Origin of the sequence: Streptomyces sp. NBC_01471, from assembly GCF_041438865.1 — a bacterium.
Taxonomy (GTDB): Bacteria; Actinomycetota; Actinomycetes; order Streptomycetales; family Streptomycetaceae; genus Streptomyces.
This window is the reverse complement of record NZ_CP109450.1, coordinates 5,044,880-5,062,630: the sequence shown is the minus strand read 5'-3', so window position 1 is coordinate 5,062,630 and position 17,751 is coordinate 5,044,880. Positions and strand designations below refer to the sequence as shown.

Annotated in this window: 15 protein-coding genes, 1 tRNA gene and 2 pseudogenes; 6 read left to right on the top strand and 12 right to left on the bottom strand. The window is 71.4% G+C overall.

Going from position 1 to position 17,751, the window contains the following annotated elements; translation table 11 throughout:
* The first annotated feature begins 1 nt into the window (after position 1).
* Positions 2-865 carry a hypothetical protein gene (locus OG285_RS22615; protein WP_356833176.1) on the top strand — a complete coding sequence of 288 codons (864 nt, stop codon included), beginning with the start codon at positions 2-4 and terminating at the stop codon, positions 863-865.
* 147 nt (positions 866-1,012) lie between these two features.
* On the opposite strand, the gene OG285_RS22610 is transcribed toward OG285_RS22615, so the two are convergent.
* The 4 genes from OG285_RS22610 to OG285_RS22595 all read right to left on the bottom strand — a co-directional run bounded on the left by OG285_RS22610 (position 1,013) and on the right by OG285_RS22595 (position 4,936).
* Positions 1,013-2,794 (bottom strand): DEAD/DEAH box helicase, encoded by a 1,782-nt coding sequence (locus OG285_RS22610; protein ID WP_356833174.1) that lies wholly within the window; start codon positions 2,792-2,794, stop codon positions 1,013-1,015.
* An 80-nt stretch (positions 2,795-2,874) separates the two neighbouring features.
* The gene (locus tag OG285_RS22605) at positions 2,875-3,246 is read right to left on the bottom strand and encodes a type II toxin-antitoxin system death-on-curing family toxin (RefSeq protein WP_371792030.1); all 372 of its coding nucleotides are present in this window, start codon (positions 3,244-3,246) and stop codon (positions 2,875-2,877) included.
* A complete protein-coding gene (locus tag OG285_RS22600) occupies positions 3,246-3,443 on the bottom strand; it encodes a hypothetical protein (protein WP_371792029.1) in 198 nt (65 codons plus the stop codon). The genes OG285_RS22605 and OG285_RS22600 overlap by 1 nt, the downstream gene beginning before the upstream one ends.
* A gap of 35 nt (positions 3,444-3,478) precedes the next feature.
* Positions 3,479-4,936, bottom strand: a complete 1,458-nt coding sequence (locus OG285_RS22595; protein WP_371792028.1) for an MFS transporter — start codon at positions 4,934-4,936, stop codon at positions 3,479-3,481.
* Between the two features lie 203 nt (positions 4,937-5,139).
* On the opposite strand from OG285_RS22595, the gene OG285_RS22590 reads away from it, so the two are divergent.
* Positions 5,140-5,211 (top strand) — tRNA-Cys (locus OG285_RS22590).
* 136 nt (positions 5,212-5,347) lie between these two features.
* Here the strand turns inward: OG285_RS22590 and OG285_RS22585 are convergent.
* A complete protein-coding gene (locus tag OG285_RS22585) occupies positions 5,348-6,091 on the bottom strand; it encodes an SDR family oxidoreductase (RefSeq protein WP_356833166.1) in 744 nt (247 codons plus the stop codon).
* Between the two features lie 98 nt (positions 6,092-6,189).
* Between OG285_RS22585 and OG285_RS22580 the strand changes: the two genes are divergently transcribed.
* The 3 genes and pseudogenes from OG285_RS22580 to OG285_RS22570 all read left to right on the top strand — a co-directional run.
* On the top strand, positions 6,190-7,092 hold the full coding sequence (locus OG285_RS22580; protein ID WP_371792027.1) for a LysR family transcriptional regulator: 903 nt from the start codon (positions 6,190-6,192) through the stop codon (positions 7,090-7,092).
* A gap of 103 nt (positions 7,093-7,195) precedes the next feature.
* A pseudogene (locus OG285_RS22575) lies at positions 7,196-7,335 on the top strand (IS5/IS1182 family transposase); the annotation flags it as partial.
* Positions 7,336-7,339: 4 nt separating this feature from the next.
* Positions 7,340-7,456, top strand: a pseudogene (locus OG285_RS22570) (IS5/IS1182 family transposase); the annotation flags it as partial.
* 17 nt (positions 7,457-7,473) lie between these two features.
* Here the strand turns inward: OG285_RS22570 and OG285_RS22565 are convergent.
* Together OG285_RS22565 and OG285_RS22560 are read right to left on the bottom strand one after the other, a co-directional pair.
* Positions 7,474-8,184, bottom strand: coding sequence for a DUF1990 family protein (locus tag OG285_RS22565; RefSeq protein ID WP_371792026.1), 711 nt, complete (start codon positions 8,182-8,184; stop codon positions 7,474-7,476).
* Between the two features lie 44 nt (positions 8,185-8,228).
* Positions 8,229-8,543, bottom strand: a complete 315-nt coding sequence (locus tag OG285_RS22560; protein WP_371792025.1) for a hypothetical protein — start codon at positions 8,541-8,543, stop codon at positions 8,229-8,231.
* 82 nt (positions 8,544-8,625) lie between these two features.
* On the opposite strand from OG285_RS22560, the gene OG285_RS22555 reads away from it, so the two are divergent.
* A complete protein-coding gene (locus OG285_RS22555; RefSeq protein WP_371792024.1) occupies positions 8,626-9,372 on the top strand; it encodes a DUF1990 family protein in 747 nt (248 codons plus the stop codon).
* Between the two features lie 75 nt (positions 9,373-9,447).
* Here OG285_RS22555 and OG285_RS22550 read toward each other — a convergent pair whose 3' ends face one another.
* The 5 genes from OG285_RS22550 to OG285_RS22530 form a co-directional block, all read right to left on the bottom strand.
* Positions 9,448-10,029 (bottom strand): DUF1269 domain-containing protein, encoded by a 582-nt coding sequence (locus tag OG285_RS22550; protein WP_371792023.1) that lies wholly within the window; start codon positions 10,027-10,029, stop codon positions 9,448-9,450.
* Between the two features lie 231 nt (positions 10,030-10,260).
* On the bottom strand, positions 10,261-12,456 hold the full coding sequence (locus tag OG285_RS22545; RefSeq protein WP_371792022.1) for a germacradienol/geosmin synthase: 2,196 nt from the start codon (positions 12,454-12,456) through the stop codon (positions 10,261-10,263).
* 259 nt (positions 12,457-12,715) lie between these two features.
* Positions 12,716-15,031: a xanthine dehydrogenase family protein molybdopterin-binding subunit gene (locus OG285_RS22540; RefSeq protein ID WP_356833152.1), complete on the bottom strand. Its 2,316-nt coding sequence runs from the start codon at positions 15,029-15,031 to the stop codon at positions 12,716-12,718.
* Complete coding sequence (locus OG285_RS22535; RefSeq protein ID WP_356833150.1) at positions 15,028-16,758, bottom strand: 2Fe-2S iron-sulfur cluster-binding protein; 1,731 nt, start codon at positions 16,756-16,758, stop codon at positions 15,028-15,030. Before OG285_RS22535 ends, OG285_RS22540 begins: the two co-directional genes overlap by 4 nt.
* On the bottom strand, positions 16,755-17,651 hold the full coding sequence (locus tag OG285_RS22530; protein ID WP_356833148.1) for an FAD binding domain-containing protein: 897 nt from the start codon (positions 17,649-17,651) through the stop codon (positions 16,755-16,757). The genes OG285_RS22535 and OG285_RS22530 overlap by 4 nt, the downstream gene beginning before the upstream one ends.
* Positions 17,652-17,751 lie beyond the last annotated feature (100 nt).

Genomic DNA, 17,751 nt, shown 5'->3' with positions numbered 1-17,751 from the left:
CATGACTGCCTTCGAAGCGAGCACGGGCCGCCACTGCCACAACGCCGTCAGCCCCCTGCACGCATCCATGTACTTCGCGCCGGAGCCGGAGGACGAACTCGCGGCGCTCGGGCTGGAGCGCGGGACCATGATCTACCTCGCGGGCCGCGCGGCCCCGCTCGGGGCCGTCGGCGCGGGCACCGTCACAGCGACGTTCTACAACTTCAACCACGAGCACGTACAGCGGTACATACCCGCCGCGTGGACCGTCACCACTCCGGAGGCGGTGCTCACGGCACGGCTGCGCGGCGCGGACCGGACGCTGCAACGGCTGCTCGGGAAGGAGACCCTCACGTCCACCGATATGGCCGAGGCGGCCGAACTGGCCCTGCACGCCGCCGAAGCCTGCCGCCGAGAGGCACGGCCGCTGTACGCCGCCAACGCCGACCTCCCCGTACCCGAGGAGCCGCACCTGGCTCTGTGGCACGCGGCGACGCTGCTGCGCGAGCACCGGGGCGACGGACACCTCGCCGCCCTGGCAGTCGCCGGCCTGTCCGGCATCGAGGCGCTGGTCCTGCACAACGCCACCGGCAAGGCGCCGACATCGGCACTCTTCATGCGGACCCGCGGGTGGTCCGCGCAGCAATGGGGCGGAGCCCGGGACCAGTTGCGTGAGCGCGGCCTGCTGGACGAAGCAGGCGACCTCACCGAGGCGGGCGCTGCCCTGCGCGGGGAGACCGAGGCACTCACCGACCGCCTCGATGCCGCCCCGTACGACCACCTCGGCCCGGCAGCCACCGCGCGCCTCACCGAACTGGCGGGCGGCTTCACCAGAACCCTCAGGGCAGCGGGCGCCTTCCCCGCGGTGCACTTCGGCAGGGGCTGAGGGCCGAGGCGGGCGCCCGGGCTCGTCCGCGTCGTGACCGTCGAGGAGTGGTGAGGTCGCCGCCCGCCGCACACCCGCGCGGGACGGCACCCGTCGGGGTGCCGTCCCACCGCGTACCGCACACCGCACACCCGCTCCGACCGGGTGTCACCGCATCCGGGTGGCCCACTCCTGGACCTTCGCGATCCGCTCCTTCAGCTGGCCGGCGGTCGCCTCCGCGCTCGGCGGGCCCCCGCAGGTGCGGCGCAGCTCCGTGTGGATCACGCCGTGCGGCTTGCCGCTCTGGTGGGTGTAGGCCGAGACCATCGTGTTGAGCTGCTTGCGCAGTTCGAGCAGCTGCTTGTGCGTGACGACCGGGCGCGCCTCGGCGGCCTTCTCCAGCAGGTCGGCCTCCTCGGCCGGCTTCTGGCGGCTGTGCGCGATCTGCCGCGTCTGGCGCTTCTGGAGCAGCAGCTGCACCTGGTCCGGCTCCAGCAGGCCGGGGATGCCGAGGTAGTCCTGCTCCTCCTCGCTGCCCGGGTGGGCCTGCATCCCGAACTCGGCGCCGTCGTAGAGCACCCGGTCGAAGACCGCGTCGGATTCGAGGGCCTCGAAGGGCAGCTGCTCCTCGGTCTCCTCGTCCTCCAGCTTCTCCGCGTCGGCGAGGAGCTTGTCCTCCTCCGCGTACGGGTTCTCCTCGTCGCTGCCCTTCTTGGGCTTGTCGAGTACGTGGTCGCGTTCGACCTCCATCTCGTTCGCGAAGTCGAGGAGCATGGGGATCGTCGGCACGAAGACGGACGCGGTCTCGCCGCGCCTGCGGGAGCGTACGAAGCGGCCCACGGCCTGGGCGAAGAAGAGCGGTGTCGAGATGGTGGTGGCGTACACGCCGACGGCGAGGCGCGGTACGTCGACGCCCTCCGACACCATGCGGACCGCGACCATCCACCGTGACTCGTCGGCGGCGAACTGGTCGATCTTCTTCGATGCGGCCTTCTCGTCGGAGAGCACGACGGCGGGCCGGTCGCCGGTGATCTTCCGGAGGATCTTCGCGTACTCGCGGGCGGTGTCCTGGTCGGAGGCGATGACGAGACCGCCGGCGTCCGGGATGCCCTTACGGACCTCGGTGAGCCGCTGGTCGGCGGCGCGCAGCACGTTCGGGATCCACTCACCGGTCGGCGCGAGCGCGGTGCGCCAGGCCTGGCCGATGGCGTCCTTGGTCATCGGTTCGCCGAGCCGGGCGGCGATCTCGTCGCCCGCCTTGGTGCGCCAGCGCATGTTGCCGCTGTAGCTGAGGAAGATCACGGGACGGACGACGCCGTCGGCGAGCGCGTTGCCGTAGCCGTACGTGTAGTCGGCGGAGGAGCGCCGGATGCCGTCGTTGCCCTCCTCGTACGCGACGAAGGGGATCGGGTTGGTGTCCGAGCGGAACGGCGTACCGGTCAGCGCGAGCCGCCGGGTCGCCGGGTCGAACGCCTCCTGGCAGGCCTCACCCCAGGACTTGCTGTCGCCCGCGTGGTGGATCTCGTCGAGGATCACGAGCGTCTTGCGCTGCTCGCAGCGGTTGCGGTGCAGCATCGGGCGCACGCCGACACCGGCGTAGGTGACCGCGACGCCGTCGTACTCCTTGCTCAGGGGCCCCGCGCTGTAGTCCGGGTCGAGCTTGATCCCTATCCGGGCGGCGGCCTCCGCCCACTGCTTCTTCAGGTGCTCGGTCGGCGCGACGACGGTGATCTGCTGGACGACGTGGTGGTGCAGCAGCCACGACGCGAGGGTCAGCGCGAAGGTGGTCTTCCCTGCGCCGGGGGTCGCGACCGCGAGGAAGTCACGGGGCTGCTCATGGAGGTAGCGCTCCAGGGCGCCTTCCTGCCAGGCGCGCAGCTTGCTGGCGGTGCCCCAGGGGGCGCGGCCGGGAAAGGCGGGTGAGAGGTGGTGGGAGGCGGTAGTAGTCACGGTCTCCGTCGGTTCTCAGAGGTGCACGGGGCGTCGGTACGACAACCGGGCCACCCTACCGGGGACGACCGTGGCTTGAGTCAGCGCGCAGCGAAGCTGGGCAGCTGACCGGCAATCCTGGGCACATCGAGCAAGCCCTGGCAGACATCCAGCACGAACCGCTCGGCCTCGTTCACATCAAACGCAGCATCCAGCGGGTGCTCGTTCATGTGCAGAAAAACCCAGGTCGCGTACCACGCAATGCGCTTATTTCCATCGACAAGCGCGTGATTCCGGGCCAACGACTCCATCAGCGCAGCACCCTTGTGCCAGACATCGGGATACGCGTCCTGCCCGAACACGCTCGACTGCGGGCGTGCCAGAGCGGAGTCGAGCAGACCGTAGTCGCGCACCTCGTCCGCTCCCAGCCGCTTTGCGAGGTTCAGCAGCTCAGGGAGTGTCAGGTAGTACATCAAGCGAGCCTGCGGTTGAGCTCCGCGCTGGCTGCGAGGACATGGTCAGCTGCCTGGTTGAAGAGCCGGGAATGCTCGTTCATGGCAGCGATGACGGCATCGTGAGCGAAGACCTGCATGCTTCGGCCTTCTGCGGCCGCACGCTCCCGCAGCATGTCGAGTTCTTCGTCCGTGAATCGCAGATTCAATCCAGCCATGCCCCGATGGTACTACGTGGTACTACGTAGTGCCATCAGGCTTCGCCCACCCGCAGCCGCGTAGCCACCCAAGCCCCCGCCAGGGCCACCGCCGCCATGGGCAGGAACACCGCCGCGAACGCCGCCGGGTGCGGGGCCGAGGCCCCGTCGTGCAGGGCGCCCACCGCTCCCCCGCCCAGCGCCGCGAAGGCCGCGCCGCCCGCCGCGAGCATCAGGGCGTTCGAGAGGCCGTCCGAGATCTGCAGGGCGGCCGAGTTCGCGCCCGCCTCCTCCGGTGCCGACAGCTTCAGCATCATCACGCTCGTGGAGGCGACGACCGTACCCATCCCGTAGCAGCCGAACGCCCACGCCACCGCGACCGTCCAGGCCGGGACGGAGTGGAACAGGACGCTCGGCGCCGCCAGGATGGCCGCCGCCACGAGGAGCATGCCGATGACCATCAGCCGCTGCCGGTACGGCTCCATGCGCGGCCGGGACTGTACGTACGAGCCGAGCGCCCAGGTCCCGCCGCCGGCCGCCAGCGAGAGCCCGGCCAGCGTCGGCGAGAGTCCGCGCTGGGTGACCAGCATCAGCGGTACGAAGCTCTCGGCCGCGATGAACGACCCCGCGGCCACCCCGCGCAGCAGGACGACAGAAGGCAGCCCGCGCGCCGCCCGGCAGGTGCCGCGCGGCAGCAGCCCGAGCACCGCGGGGACCAGCAGTGCCGCGCCCAGCGCCGCCGGGACCAGGGAGAACCACCGCAGGTCCTGGCCCGCGTACTGGAGCAGACCGGCCCCCACCGAGATCCCGAGCGCGAGACGGATGCGCCGCCGGTCGAAGGCGGGCGGCGGCACGGAGGGGTCGGCGGGGCCCGCCGCCTTCCGGCGGATGGCGGGCAGCGCGAGGGCGAGCGGCGGGACCACCAGGACCGGGATGGCGATGAAGACCCAGCGCCAGCCGAGGTGTTCGGTGACCGTTCCGGCGGCGAGCGGCCCGACGACGGAGGGGATGACCCAGCTCGCGGCGAAGGCGGCCATGATCGAGGGCCGCAGCCGCTCCGGGTAGGCACGGCTGACGACCACGTACAGCGCGACGATGACGAGCCCGCCGCCGAGGCCCTGCACCGCACGGCCCGAGACGAAGATCCACATCGTGGACGCCGTGCCGGAGAGCAGCAGTCCGGCCGCGAAGGCGGCGATCCCGGTGGCGAGCGGCCGCAGCGGCCCGTTCCGGTCGGCCCACTGGCCGGAGAGGACCATCGCGAAGAGCGAGGTGGTGAAGTACGCGGAGAACGCGAAGGCGTAGAGCGCCACGCCGTGCAGCTCCCGCGCGGCGACGGGCATCGCCGTGCCGACGGCGGTCGCCTCGAAGGCGATGAGCAGGACGACGGTGACGATGCCGATGCTGAGCGCCCGGTGCGCGCTGCCGAGAATCCCGCCGGTCGCAGGGGCGGATGTGCCGTCGGGTACGTCGGTGGATGCGACCTCGGGGTCGCGGGATTCCAGGGCGGTCATGGAATCAGAGTAAGGGGCGAAATACCGGATGGCCCCTGTCGGGAGGCGGGGCTCGGCTCGTCCCTTGGTCGTACGACCATGAACGGGGTGTGGCAGTCACGTTGCGGGACGGCCCGCGGCCTTGAGGCGGGGGGCGAGGGGCGCCTACGGTCGGCGTACTGGATCAGTTCCGAGCGGACGAACGGAGCGGATTCCGGTGGCTTGGCCGTGTGCCCGAGTGGTTTAGGGACTCGCCTGCAAAGCGAGTTACGTGGGTTCGATTCCCGCCACGGCCTCTGTGTACGGAGGCCCGGCGCCCCCGGTTGTTCCCGGCCGGGGGCCCGGCTGCTGGTCCTTCGGGCCCTAGCTGGCTAAGGCCTCTTCAAAGTCCCGCCTGCCCTTCGGGCGACGACGCGACTTTGCGCAAACGGCCTAGAGCTGCGACGCCCCTCCGTCGACAGGGAACTCCGTTCCCGTCGAGAAGGTCGCACCGAACGCCAAGTACGCCACCGCGGCGGCCACTTCCTCGGACGTCCCCAGCCGCTGCATCGGGTTGGTGCTCCGGTAGGTGTCCTTTATCGTCTCGGCGACGTCGGCGGGGACTGAGCGGTCCAGGATGCCCGTGTCGGTCGGGCCGGGGCTCACGGCATTGACTCGCACCTTGTGCGGCAGCAGCTCGCGGGCCAGGGTGCGCGTCATCGACCGCAGGGCTGCCTTACTCGCCGAGTAGACACTGAGCGTGTCGAGGCCCAGGACGTTCACCACCGACGTGGTGAGGACCACGCCGCTTCCCTCGCGCAACAGCGGCGCCAACGCCTGCACCGTGAAGTACGGGCCCTTGGTGTTGATGGCGAACAGCGTGTCGTACATCTCCTCCGTAATCGAGTCGAACGGCGCGGACTCGGTGACCCCGGCGTTGACGAACAGCGCGTCCACCGCACCGAACCGCTCCTGGACCGTGCCGGCCAGCGCCTTGATGTCCTTCATGGACGCGGCGTCGCTGCGGACGCCGACCGCCTTGTCCCCCAGCTGCTCAAGCGCGGCGTCCAGAGTGGATCGGGTGCGGCCGGTGATCAGTACGTGCGCCCCACCGTCCGCGAACAACCGGGCCGTAGCCAGGCCAATACCGCTGCTTCCGCCCGTGATCACGATCTTCTTGCCGTCATAAGTGGTCATGCCCTCAAGCCAATATCCACCCGCACACCCTGTCCAAGACCTGTTCCGTATGCCGTCATGCCCCAGGCGTATGACGACGCGCGACGTACCCTGAGCGAATGGACGTCGATCTCCGGCTCGTGCGCTATTTCACCGTCGTGGCGGAGTACGGCAACTTCGGCCGGGCCGCGACCAAGCTGCACCTGGCACAGCCGTCGCTGAGCCGTCAGATCCAGCGACTTGAGGCTCAGCTCGGTGTCCGGCTTTTCGACCGCTCGCCGCAGGGCAGCAGCCTCACCGACGCCGGTCAGGCATTCCTTCCCGGGGCCCGGATACTGCTCCAAGAGGCCGAGCAAGCCGCTCGCAAGGCCAGAGCCGCCGTCCAGCCCCGTATCGTCACCGTCGGCTGCGCCGAAGGACTGGTCATCACCGCCTGTGTGCAGGAACTGCGCCGCCGGCACCCCGACGGCCAGGTCCGCACCCGGCACCTCGACTGGCGGGACACGCGCGCCCTCGCCGAGGGGCGGGTCGACGCCCTCGTTGTGTACAGGCCCCTGCCCTTCCCCACGGACGGGTTCCGGGTGACCAAGCTCCATCAGGAATCGCGGATACTCGTCACGTCGGCAAGTCATCATCTGGCGAACGAGGAAGCCGTCAGCCTGCGGGCTCTGTCGGACGAGGAACTGGTGGCCTGCGTCAGCACTCCGGTCCTCTGGAGCACGCCCAAGCCGGTCGACGACCGCCCGGCACCACCCCCACCCGCGATCGACGACAGCTACGAGGACAAGCTGGAACTCATCGCCACCGGCCACTGTGTCGCGATCTTCCCTGCCGCCGATCGACGCGCTGCTGCGCGCGAGGACATCGCCCTGGTGCCCGTCATCGACATCGATCCCTGCGAGCTCGTGCTCGTCACGCGCGCCGGCGACCCAAACCCGCTGCTCGGATCCCTGGAAGACGTCGCACGTACATTGCTCGGCACAGCCCCCCGACAGGAGAACAGCACGCTGCCGATCAGCTGACCCTCGCGGCGGAAGCGGCTGGATGGTCGGAGGGTCCTCAACGGGATCGTCCGGAAGTTCCGGACGGGCACGGGCGGACGCGGCCGGTGAGATCGACTGGCTGGTATCGGTCGACTCCACCATCGTCCGCGCCCACCAGCACGCGGCCGGGGCCCGAAAAGGGGGCTCCGGAACCCCGCGCTCGGCCGCTCCAGAGGCGGACTGACCAGCAAAATTCACCTGGTCTGCGATGCCGTCGGCCGACGGCGTGGAACGGTGCTTCAACCGCCTGAAGCAATGGCGCGGCATCGCGACCCGCTACGACAAAACCGCCGAGTCCTACCAGGCAGCCGTAACCCTCGCCTCGCTGCTGATGCGGGCGTGACACCTTGACGACAACTCCTACGCGGCGTCCGAGCCGCCAGGAACGACGACGAGGCTGTCTCCGGCAGGGGACGGCTGTGGCCGCGTGGGCGGGGTGCCCAGCAGTTCGGCACGGGTGAGGCTGTGGAGCCGGTCCGCGCTGGCGCGGTAGAAGCGGCGCTGTGTCATGCGGCCGAACAGGATGAACCCCGCGCGGACGACGGGGTTGCGGATCGGCGCCCGGCGCGAGTATCCCGTGATCAGGAACTCGACGTCGCCCGTGCGCGGGTACTTGATGACTTGGTAGTGCAGTTCCCCCTCCTCCAGATGCCCCTGAAGAGTTCGGTAGCCCCAGCCCCACACCCGCTGTGCGGTGTCGTCCGTGCCCCGCAGGTCGTCGGTGACCGACGTGATCCTGACCCCCATGTCGAAGCGGAGCCCGAGGAAGCGCCCCTCCAGCAGGATGTTCCGCCCGAGCAACGCGTCGTCGCGGCGGTAGAGCGCACGGAGGATGCCCGGTTCGGGGAACTGGTAGTCGCGCACGAGCCGGCAGGCGATGTCCCAGGCCCCGCCCGGCTCCGGGTCGCCCGGCCGCTCACGGGCGAGCGTCCGGCGGAGCGAGTCGACATGCCAGCCGTCCTCCCGGGCGGGCGTACGGCCGGGCGGGAGGGAGTAGTTGACGGTACGGCCTTTCAGGGAACGCAGCGCCGAGGCGGCGCCCTCGCCGTGGAGTCGCCTTTCACGCAGCACGGACGCCCCTCCAGGGGAGAAGTGGAGAGCCCCGCAGGCCGACGCTAACCGGTCCATCCCTTTCGCCCGGGCCGCACGGCCCGCCCGAACGGCTTGGACGGTCCGGCCCGCCCGGTCCGACCGAACCGCCCCGTCCGCTCGAACCGCTCGATTTCGCTGATGGACTGGCCCACGAGCCACAGCGTGGCCGGCCAGAGACCGACGAACAGCGCCCGCCGCTCCGCATTGCCCCGCTCGTCCTGGTCGTAGCCCTTGGCCCGCAGCCAGAACCCGATGCAGACCGCCACCCCGGCCATCGAGGCCGCCTCCATGTACGCGCCACGCACGCCCGCGCGTTGCAGCACCCGCGAAATCCGCACCGTACCTCCCAGCCTCCCACCGCAGCCGCATAAGAAGTGCAGAAGAATATGAAATGTCTGCTTTGACCGTATCGTGAACGGTATGACGTCAGCGCACACCGAGCAACCGTGGCAGTTGTCCCGTCGGCGCCGGCTCGGAACTCTCCTGCGGTTCCCCGCCGGGGTGGCGATCATGTCCTGGAACTACCTCTGGCGGATCTGCGCCCTGCACCGCAGCGAGACGCCCGGCGACAGCAGCGATCTGCCGCCCGTCGTGCCTGCCGAGTTGCTGGACCGGCGCAGCAAGCGCCTGGAGGACGGCGTCGGACCGATGCTCCACCGGCGCTTCTCCGTGCTGATCGAAGGCAGCGACGTGGGTCCGCAGCAGCTGATGAGCTCCGTCATGGCCGACTTGAACCAGGCGGCTCCGCGGGGCGCCGCGGTGTTCGACAAGACGGCCGGCCGCCCGGGGGCCGTACGGACCGGCGACGAATACCGGGTGCGGATGCCCGGGCCGTGGGACGGGCCCGTACGCGTGCTCCACCAGGACGCCTCGTCGTTCAGGTTCGGCACACTGCAGGGCCATCTCGAAGCGGGCCAGATCGAGTTCCGGGCCAGGGACGAGGGCGAGCTGCTCTCCTTCGAGATCGAGGCATGGTCCCGGGCGGGCGACCGGCTGGCGGACGTGCTGTACTGCCGCCTCCGGGTGTCCAAGGAGATCCAGTTCAACATGTGGGTGCACTTCTGCCTGCGGGCGGCGGACATCTCCGGCGGGCGGCCGCGTGGCGGCGTCACCATCGACACCCGGGTCGTACCCGCGGACGGCTGCCGCGAAGTGCCGGTCGCCTGACCCGCCGCCGGGCCCCTTCTCGGCGTCCCGGGACTCAGGCGCAGCGCCCATGCCTCAAACGCGGCGTCCCGGGACTCAGGCCTCCGGCCTCGTCGTGGGCTGCTCCGTGCCGCCGACCCGTGCCGCCGAGGCCTCCGGCCTCGTCGTCGGCTGCTCCGTGTCCCTGCCCCGCGCCGCCCGGACCATCGACTTCAGGTGCTCCTCGTCCTCCGACGAGAGGGACGTCTGGACCAGCTGGCCGCCGAACGGCGCCAGCTCGGCGACGACCTTGTCGACCGCGTCCGACTTGGCCAGGGCGAAGAGCGCGGCGGCTCCCGGGCGGAGGTTCGAGCTGATCTCGCGCATGAAGTCGTCGTTCACGCCGGTGTCACTGACGGCCCCGCCCGCCGCGCCCGCTGCGGCTCCGACAGCCGCGCCGAGCAGCGGCGCCAGGAAGAGCAGCCCGATGAGCCCGCCCCAGAGCGCGCCCCCGGTCGCCCCCGCCGCGGTGAGGTTGACGGCCTGGTGCAGCTTGATCTTGCCGTCGGCCTCGCGGCGCTCGACCACGACCACGTCCTCCAGCTCGATGAGGTGCTGGCGGCTCAGCGTGACGACCTTGTCGCGGACCTGGTTGGCGGTGGCGACATCGTTGTAGGCGACGACGAACAGATTGCTCATGCGGCTGGCTCCTCAGCGGGGTGCACCGGACGCACCGGGTGCAGGGAACGCACGGGGTGCAGGACCCACCCCACTATAGGAAATAAGCCACAAAGAGGACACGTGGCGGTGGCGTCCGGGTACCGGGCAGGCCCGGAGGGGCGGACATCCCCTCCCGGCCTGCCGCCGGACCTGCCGCCGGACCCCCGCCAACGCCCCTCCGGCCCCCTTCGATGATCGAAGGGCGCCGCCTCACCCCCGGCCGACCAGCTCCGCCAGACCCAGCGCCGCCATCCCGAACCCCGACGGGACGGGCGGCAGATAGCGGGACCCCGGGCCGCCCGCGAGCAGATCGGCCTCCGCGTACCGGCGGGTCTTGCGGTGCCAGTTCAGGATGGCCGCCATCCAGTCCTCCAGCTCCCGCACATAGGTCCGCAGTGCGTCACGGGCCTCGTCGTCCAGCCCGAAGTCCTCGCAGACGACCGGGATCTCGTGCTCGGCCACATGCTGGAACTGGCGCATGCGCGACACCATCAGGTCGTCCACCATGGCCAGCGCGGTCGGGTAGTCGACGTTGAAGAACGCCTGGACGACCAGGACGCAGTTGTGCACCTCCCCCTCGAACTCGATCTCCTTCTGGTACGAGAAGACATCGTTCATCAGGCAGGCGTAGTCGGCGGCCGAACTCTCCAGCGACTTCACCGGACCGCTGCGGAACACCTCGTCCGGGATCTGGTGCCCGTGGCCGAGCCTGGCCAGCGACATCGTCAGATCGGAGCCGAAGGTCATCCGGCGCATCTCGATGTAGTCGACCGGTTCCGGGATGCGGTGCTGCGCCTGGTTGGCGAGCTCCCAGAGCCAGCTGGCCGTCATGTTCTCGACAGCCGTACGGAAGGTTCGGCGCGCCGCCCGGTCCATCGGCGCCGCCGTGCGCGCCCACAGGTCGGCAAGGGCCCGCTCCATGACGTTCTCCGCTGGGGGCGCCTCCCCCTCCAGGGGCATGAACAGTGAGAACCGCTCGTTCTGCACCTTCGCACCCGCGAGGTCCCGGGTCCGCCCGTACACCAGCGGGAAGTAGTCGTCGGCGTACGTGCCCCACGCCAGCCAGCCGGACGACAGGTCCAGCTCCTCCGCTGTGGCGTCCGGGTCGATGCCCGCCGCGCAGACCGGGAAGTCGTACCCGGCGAGCTGCCGCTCGTCCCAGATGTCGTCGAGCATCCGCATCCGGTGCGCCCACGTGACGAGATTGCGCCGCGCGGCCTCCAGGTGGGGCGAGAGCGAGAGCGCGAACGGCATGTCGAAGTCGGGGAGCCGGGACGGCCCGACGTGCTGGTGCGGGACGTGCAGGTGGTTGCGCAGCCGGGCCGCGCCCGTCTTCCCCATGAGCCGCTTGATGTCCGCGGCGGACGTACCTAGCCCCAGCGGTGCGAGCGGCAGCCCGCGTTCCGCCACCGCGCCACCGTCGTTCATGTAGCGGCTGGAGCGCATGTGCCACTCGTGGCCGCCGGACTGCCAGTCCTGGAGCCCCTTCACATAGGTGAGCGTGTCGGCCACGCCCTTCGGGTCGACCGCGAACTCCGCGAAGAGCGGGCCGAGTTCGGTGAAGAAGGTGTTCTCGAACTGCTGGAGCCGCGCGGTGAGCAGATCGTTGACCGCCTCCGCCGCCTCCTGGGTCGTGCAGCCGAGGAAGGTCTCAAGGACCAGGACCCCGTTGCTGAGTTCACCCTCCTCCTGGATCTCCCGCTCGTACGAGAAGAGGTCGTTGCGCAGATGCACGCCGTCGGAGAACGTGTCCTTCAGTACGCGCAGCGGGCGCGATCCCGCGATGACCGCGGGCACCTCCGCGCCCGTCGCGTACTCGATGAGCCCGGCGGACCAGGGGGCGCCGCCGACCTTGCGCCGCATCTCGATGTACTCGACGGGGTTGGAGACACGCCCCGCGTTGATGTTGGAGAGTTCCCAGAGGGACTCGTTGAGCAGGTTCTCGGTGCTCACGGCGAAACGTTCCCGCCACTCCATGGACATGCTGGGGACGGTGCGCGCCCAGAGGTCGGCCAGGCCGGCTTCCACCTGGTTCTGCGGCTCGGGGAACCCGTCGGCCAGATCCATCGGCATGAAGGCGGGCAGCCGGTCCAGGTACGCCTTCCCGCCCTGCCGGTCCTGCGACCGCTTGAACAGCTCCAGGAAATGGTCGTCGAAGAAGAAGACCCACACGTACCAGTCGGTCACGAGCGACAGTTCGGGTCCAGCGCAGTCCGGGTGGGTGTACGCGCAGAGCAGGGCGTAGTCGTGGGAGTCGAGGTCGTGCTCGTCCCAGATCCCCGATCCCTCCAGCATCTCCATGTCCCTGGCCCACTGTTTGGTATGGGCTCTGGCCTCTTCGAGATGGGGATTCAGCCTGGCCGGATGCGGCAGGTAGAACTCCGGCAGTTCAAAAGGCTTTGACACTGACGTTAGGCCCTTCGCGCGAGGTCGCTGATCAGAGCAGCACTACCCCTGCACACCACGGGCATCCGCCGGCGCACGCCGGTATGCCCATATGTGTGACGCGGGCGCGAACCGGGTGCGGGACGACGGGTGATGTGCTGCGGATGTCAGCGACTCCGGGGCAGCCGAGGCGGTTGCGACCACTCCGGGCCCCAGGCGGTCCCGGGGGCCGGGCGGTCGAGGAGCCGGGAGCCCGGGGGCGGGGCCCCCGGGCCGCGCCTCAGCCCGTGACCACCGCGGCCTGCGGCCGGATCGGGAGCCGGCTCACCGGGCGGCCGGTCGCCGCCCGTACCGCCGCCGCCACCGCGGCCGGGGCCGTGACCACCGGTACCGCGCTCGCCGCCTTCGCGCCGAACGGGGCCACCACGTCGCGCTCCTCGATGAGTTTCACGATGCGGATGTCCGGCGTGTCCAGGGACGTGGGGAGCGCGTAACCGGTCAGGTCCGGGTGGCGCACCACGCCGCGCGTCGTACGGAGGTTCTCGGTCAGGGCCGCGCCGACGCCCTGGGTGACGCCCGCTTCGATACGGGAGGTCAGCAGCCGCGGGTTGAGGACCCGGCCGACGTCCTGCGCGACGGCCATCTCCACGACCCGGACCGAGCCCAGTTCGATGTCGACGTCCACCACCGCGCGGATCGCGCAGAAGGCGAGGCCGACGAAGGCGTCGCCCTGTCCCGACTCGTCGAGCGGCTCGGTCGGATGCGGGCGGCACTGGGCCGTCGCCCAGAGTTCCTTGCCGTCCATGGCCTCGGTGACCGTCGTGGAGAGCACCCCGTCGTACGAGGTGATCTTGCCGTCGGCGATCTGGAGCAGCTCGGTGGACATCCCGAACTGGTGGGCCAGCGGCTGGAGCAGCTGGGTGCGGACCATCTTCGCCGCCCGTTCCACCGCACCGCCGGAGACCCAGGTGTGCCTGCCGTGCGTGGCGGGCCCGGCGGGGGGCTGGTCGGTGTCGACGGATGCGACATGGACCTCCTCGATACCGAGGGTGTCCTGCACGATCTGCCGGGCCAGCGTGGAGAATCCCTGGCCGGTCTCGACGGCCGCGCAGATGACCGTGGCGATCCCGTCGTGGACCTTGACCGTGGCCGTGGAGACCTCGTCGGCGCCCTCGGCACCGAGCATGTGGACCATGCCCAGCGCGTAGCCGACCCCGCGGCGCACCGCACCCGGCTCGCCCGCGCCCTCCGGGCCTCCGGGCAGCAGCCAGTCGCCCTCGGGGGTGTCCTTGGGCAACGCGGGCAGCGGGAAGTCCTTGACGGAGCGCAGGAGTTCGGCGACCGGGGCCGGGCAGGTGACGGGCTGCCCGGTGGGCAGCAGATCGCCGGTGGCCAGCACGTTGCGCAGCCGCAGTTCGGCCGGGTCCATGGAGAGCCGGGCCGCGAGCTTGTCCATCTGGCCCTCGTACGCGGCGCAGACCTGGAGCGCGCCCTCGCCGCGGACGTGGCCGGACGGCGGGTTGTTCGTACGGACCGCCCAGCCCTCGATGAAGGCGTGCGGGACGACGTAGGGACCGCAGGCGAACGAGACGGCCGCCGCCAGCGATTCGGACGACGCGTCGGCGTACGCGCCCGCGTCCAGCAGGATCTGCGCCTCGACCTTCACCAGACGGCCGTCGGCGTCCGCGTGGTGGCGGTAGCGCAGCAGGGTCGGGTGGCGGTGGGCGTGGCCGAGGAAGGACTCCTCGCGGGTCGCGGCCAGCTTGACCGGGCAGCCGGTCTTCAGCGCGAGCAGGCCGAGCGGGAGCTGGAAGCTGGTGTCCTCGCGGTCACCGGTCGCGCCGGGCACCCCGGTCACCACGACCTTGACCCGGTCGGGTTCCAGGCCGAAGCAGGCGGCGGCCAGGTCGCGGTCGGTGTGCGGGTCGGTGGACGCGGTGTAGATCTCGACCCCGCCGTCGGGCCGGGGCACGGCGAGTCCGGCCTCGGCGCCGATGGGCGCCGGGTCCTGGCGGCCGATCCGGTAGAGGCCCTCGACGATGACCTCGCCGGTGACGTCCGGGTCGCCGAACCTCAGCGGGATGTGGCGGATCAGATTGCCGTCGGGGTGCAGCGGTTCGGCCGCGAACGCCTTCTCCGGGTCGGTGACCGGCTCCAGCACCTCGTACTCGACCGCGATGGCGGCCGCGGCGAGCCGGGCGGTGTCCGGGTGGTCGGCGGCGACCGCTGCGATGGCCTCGCCGTGGTGGCGGACCAGTTCGGAGGCGAAGACGGGGCGGTCGGCGACCGCGCGGCCGTGCGCGGTGTCGCCGGGGATGTCGGCGTGCGTGACCACCGCGCGGACGCCGGGCATCGCCGACGCCTCGGACGTGTCGATGGAGAGGATCCGGGCGTGCGGGTGCGCGGAGCGCAGCACGGCGGCCCAGAGGAGGCCTTCGGCCCACAGGTCGGCCGCGTAGGGGAAGGTGCCCTCGGTCTTCGCGCGGGTGTCGGCCGGCGGGAGGGACGCGCCGAGCCCGTGCGCGGGCGGCTCCTGCTCCGGGCCGTCCGCCTCCGGGGACTTCGCGGTGGCCGCGGTGGCCGCGTCGCTGCTCACGCCATGCCTCCGTCGTGCTGCTGCGGGTTGTCCGGCTGCATGCCGCCGGATCCGGGTGCTGCCTGGTGCGGGATACGGGCCTCTTCGGACGCGGCGCCCGCCGCGGCGCGCCCGGCGACCACCTCGCCCACCGCGTCCAGCACACCCCGGTAGCCGGAGCAGCGGCAGAGGTTGCCGCACAGGGCCTGTCTGGTTTCGAGTTCGGTGGGGGCGTGGTTGCCCTCCAGGAGGTCATGGACCGTCATGGCCATGCCGGGAATGCAGAAACCGCACTGGACGGCTCCGCACTCGGAGAGTGCCCGCTGCACGTCGGAGGGTTCGCCGTTGACGGCGAGGCCCTCGACCGTACGGACCTCGGAGCCCGCGGTGGTGGCCGCGGGGACCAGGCAGGAGGCGACGAGGCGGCCGTCCACCTGGACGTTGCAGGCGCCGCACTCCCCCTGCGAGCAGCCGTCCTTGGCGCCCGCGAGCCCGAGGCGCTCCCGCAGGACGTAGAGCAGCGACTCGCCGATCCAGGCGTCGGTGACCGGCCGGTCGGTGCCGTTCACGCGCAGGACGTACGAGGCGGGCGTGTGCTCGCTCCAGGCCGTCACGGGGGCCGCGTCCGGCTCGGCGAGCGCATCCGGCGCCGGAGCCGCGTCCGCCGCGCCGGCGTCGGCATGCACGGCGTCGGGGTTCACGGCGTCAGGGTTCACGGCGTCGGAGTGGACGCCGTCGGGACCGGCTGCGGGAGGCGCGGTCTCCTGGCCTGCCCCGGGCGCCGCGTCGAACTCGGCCGCACGGGGGGCCGGGACGTCGTGCCGGTCCGGTGCCGGATGCGGGACACCGTCCTCGTGCGCGTCCCGCGGATCGTGCCCGTCGTGCGCGTCGTGCTCACTGCCGTGTCGGGCGGGGTCGTGCCCGGAGTCGTGACCGGCACCCGGAACGTCCCGCTCCCCGGCCGTCGTTCCGTGTCCGTCCCCGGCGGTCGGCTCCGGGTCCGTCCCGTGCTCGTCCCGCGGTACGGGAGTGCCGTCGGCCGGAGTCGCGTGGTGCGGCTCGGGCTCCTCCGCCGGTACGGCCCACGGCGCGGGCGCGCCACCGGGCAGCGTGGCCGGGCGCGAAAGCGAGGAGGCGGCGTACTCACCGGACTCCTCGGGGACATCCCCCTCGGCGACCGGGATCGTCCACTGGCCGGTGAGGTCCCCGCCGTGCTGCTGGTGCGGCTGTTGCTCATGCTGCTGCTGGTGCGGCTGTTGGGGGACGTGCGAGTCCTGCGCGTCGCCGAACGTCCAGTGGCCCGTGGCCGTCGGCTCCTGCGGGTACCCCGGACCGGCGTGCGGAGCCTGTGCGGGCTCCGGCCAGTACGGCGTCACAGGCTCCTGGTGGGACTGATCGAACTGGAGGGAGTGGTCAGGCTGGTGTGAGTGGTCGGGCTGGTGAGAATGGTCGGGCTGGTAGGGCTGGTGCGTCTGATAGGGCTGATGAGCCGGGCCCCCCTGCTGCCCCTGCCCCGGTGCCTGCGGCATCTGCGGCACCGACCACTGCCCGGTGCCGGCCGGATCCGTGCCCGCCGCGGGCGTCAGCGGCAGGATCATCGGCGGTACGTACCCGTGGCCGGGCGCCGCCAGCGGTGCGCCGGACGGGTCCATGCCCTCCGGGAGCTGTACGAACGCGGTGGCCTCGGCGTCGTACTCGCCGCCCTGCGGGACCGGCTGCCAGCCGCCGTGGTCGTCGTTGGTGGTCACGAGAGTGCCCTCCCCAGTGCTCGCCGGGCCAGTGCGGCGACGGTCCGCCGCAAGTGCAGTACGGCCGGGGGCAGCGGCTGCGCCTCTCCCCCGTCGGGGGGCGGAGCCGCGTCGGGGATGCAGGCGGCGGCGACGTACTCGCCGAAGGCGGTGAGCGCCTCCTGCGCCAGCCCGCGTTCTCCGTCCCAGTCGATGAGTGAGGCGATCCACTGCTCGGCCTCCATCGGCCGCAGCGGCATCGGGGCGACGGCTCCGACCGCGCAGCGCACACCGCGCCTGGCCGGGTCGAGGACCACCGCGACCGACGCCGTGGCACGGCCGGGGCCGGTGCGCCCGGTGGCCTTGAGGAAGACCTGGGGCGCGTGCAGCAGCGGTACCCGTACGAATCCGACGAGTTCGGCGGGCTGGAGCATGTCCCGGCCCGCGAGCAGATGCGACACCGGGGTCTCGCGGCGGGAGCCGCCCGGACCCGCGACGACCAGGGTGGCCTCCAGCGCGGCCAGCACGGGCAGTGCGTCGCCGGTCGGTGCGGAGGTGACGATGTTGCCGCCGAGCGTGCCCGCGTTACGGATCTGCGGCGGGCCCGCGGCGCGTGCGGCGGCGGCCAGCGCGGGGATGAGCGCGGCGAAGTCGGGCCGTCCCATCCGGGCGTGTGTGAGGCCCGCGCCCAGCAGCGCGTGGCCGTCCTGGTAGTGCCAGCCGCGGATCTCGCTGATCCTGCCGAGTCCGACGAGTCCCGTGGGCCGCAACAGCCCCGAGTTCACGGCCGCCATCAGATCGGTGCCGCCCGCGACGGGGACGGCGGCAGGCATCGCCGTCAGTGCCGCCACAGCCTCGTCGAGCGACGTCGGCAGCGTCACGGACTGCGCCGCCTGCGGTGCGTGCGTGGTCAACCCAGCTGCCCCTTCCCGGTGTCCCGGTGTCCCGGCTGTCCCGCCTGTTGCGCCGTACGGTACGTGCTCGGAGCCCGGACGTGGCAACTCTGGCACATCT

What these genes read in the sequence shown, in the direction of transcription:
- OG285_RS22600 (WP_371792029.1), bottom strand. Translation starts at nt 3,443, where the DNA reads ATGGCTGGATTGAATCTGCGATTCACGGACGAAGAACTCGACATGCTG.
- OG285_RS22585 (WP_356833166.1), bottom strand. Translation starts at nt 6,091, where the DNA reads ATGACCACTTATGACGGCAAGAAGATCGTGATCACGGGCGGAAGCAGC.
- OG285_RS22550 (WP_371792023.1), bottom strand. Translation starts at nt 10,029, where the DNA reads ATGAGCAATCTGTTCGTCGTCGCCTACAACGATGTCGCCACCGCCAAC.
- OG285_RS22595 (WP_371792028.1), bottom strand. Translation starts at nt 4,936, where the DNA reads ATGACCGCCCTGGAATCCCGCGACCCCGAGGTCGCATCCACCGACGTA.
- OG285_RS22615 (WP_356833176.1), top strand. Translation starts at nt 2, where the DNA reads ATGACTGCCTTCGAAGCGAGCACGGGCCGCCACTGCCACAACGCCGTC.
- OG285_RS22555 (WP_371792024.1), top strand. Translation starts at nt 8,626, where the DNA reads ATGACGTCAGCGCACACCGAGCAACCGTGGCAGTTGTCCCGTCGGCGC.
- OG285_RS22605 (WP_371792030.1), bottom strand. Translation starts at nt 3,246, where the DNA reads ATGTACTACCTGACACTCCCTGAGCTGCTGAACCTCGCAAAGCGGCTG.
- OG285_RS22580 (WP_371792027.1), top strand. Translation starts at nt 6,190, where the DNA reads ATGGACGTCGATCTCCGGCTCGTGCGCTATTTCACCGTCGTGGCGGAG.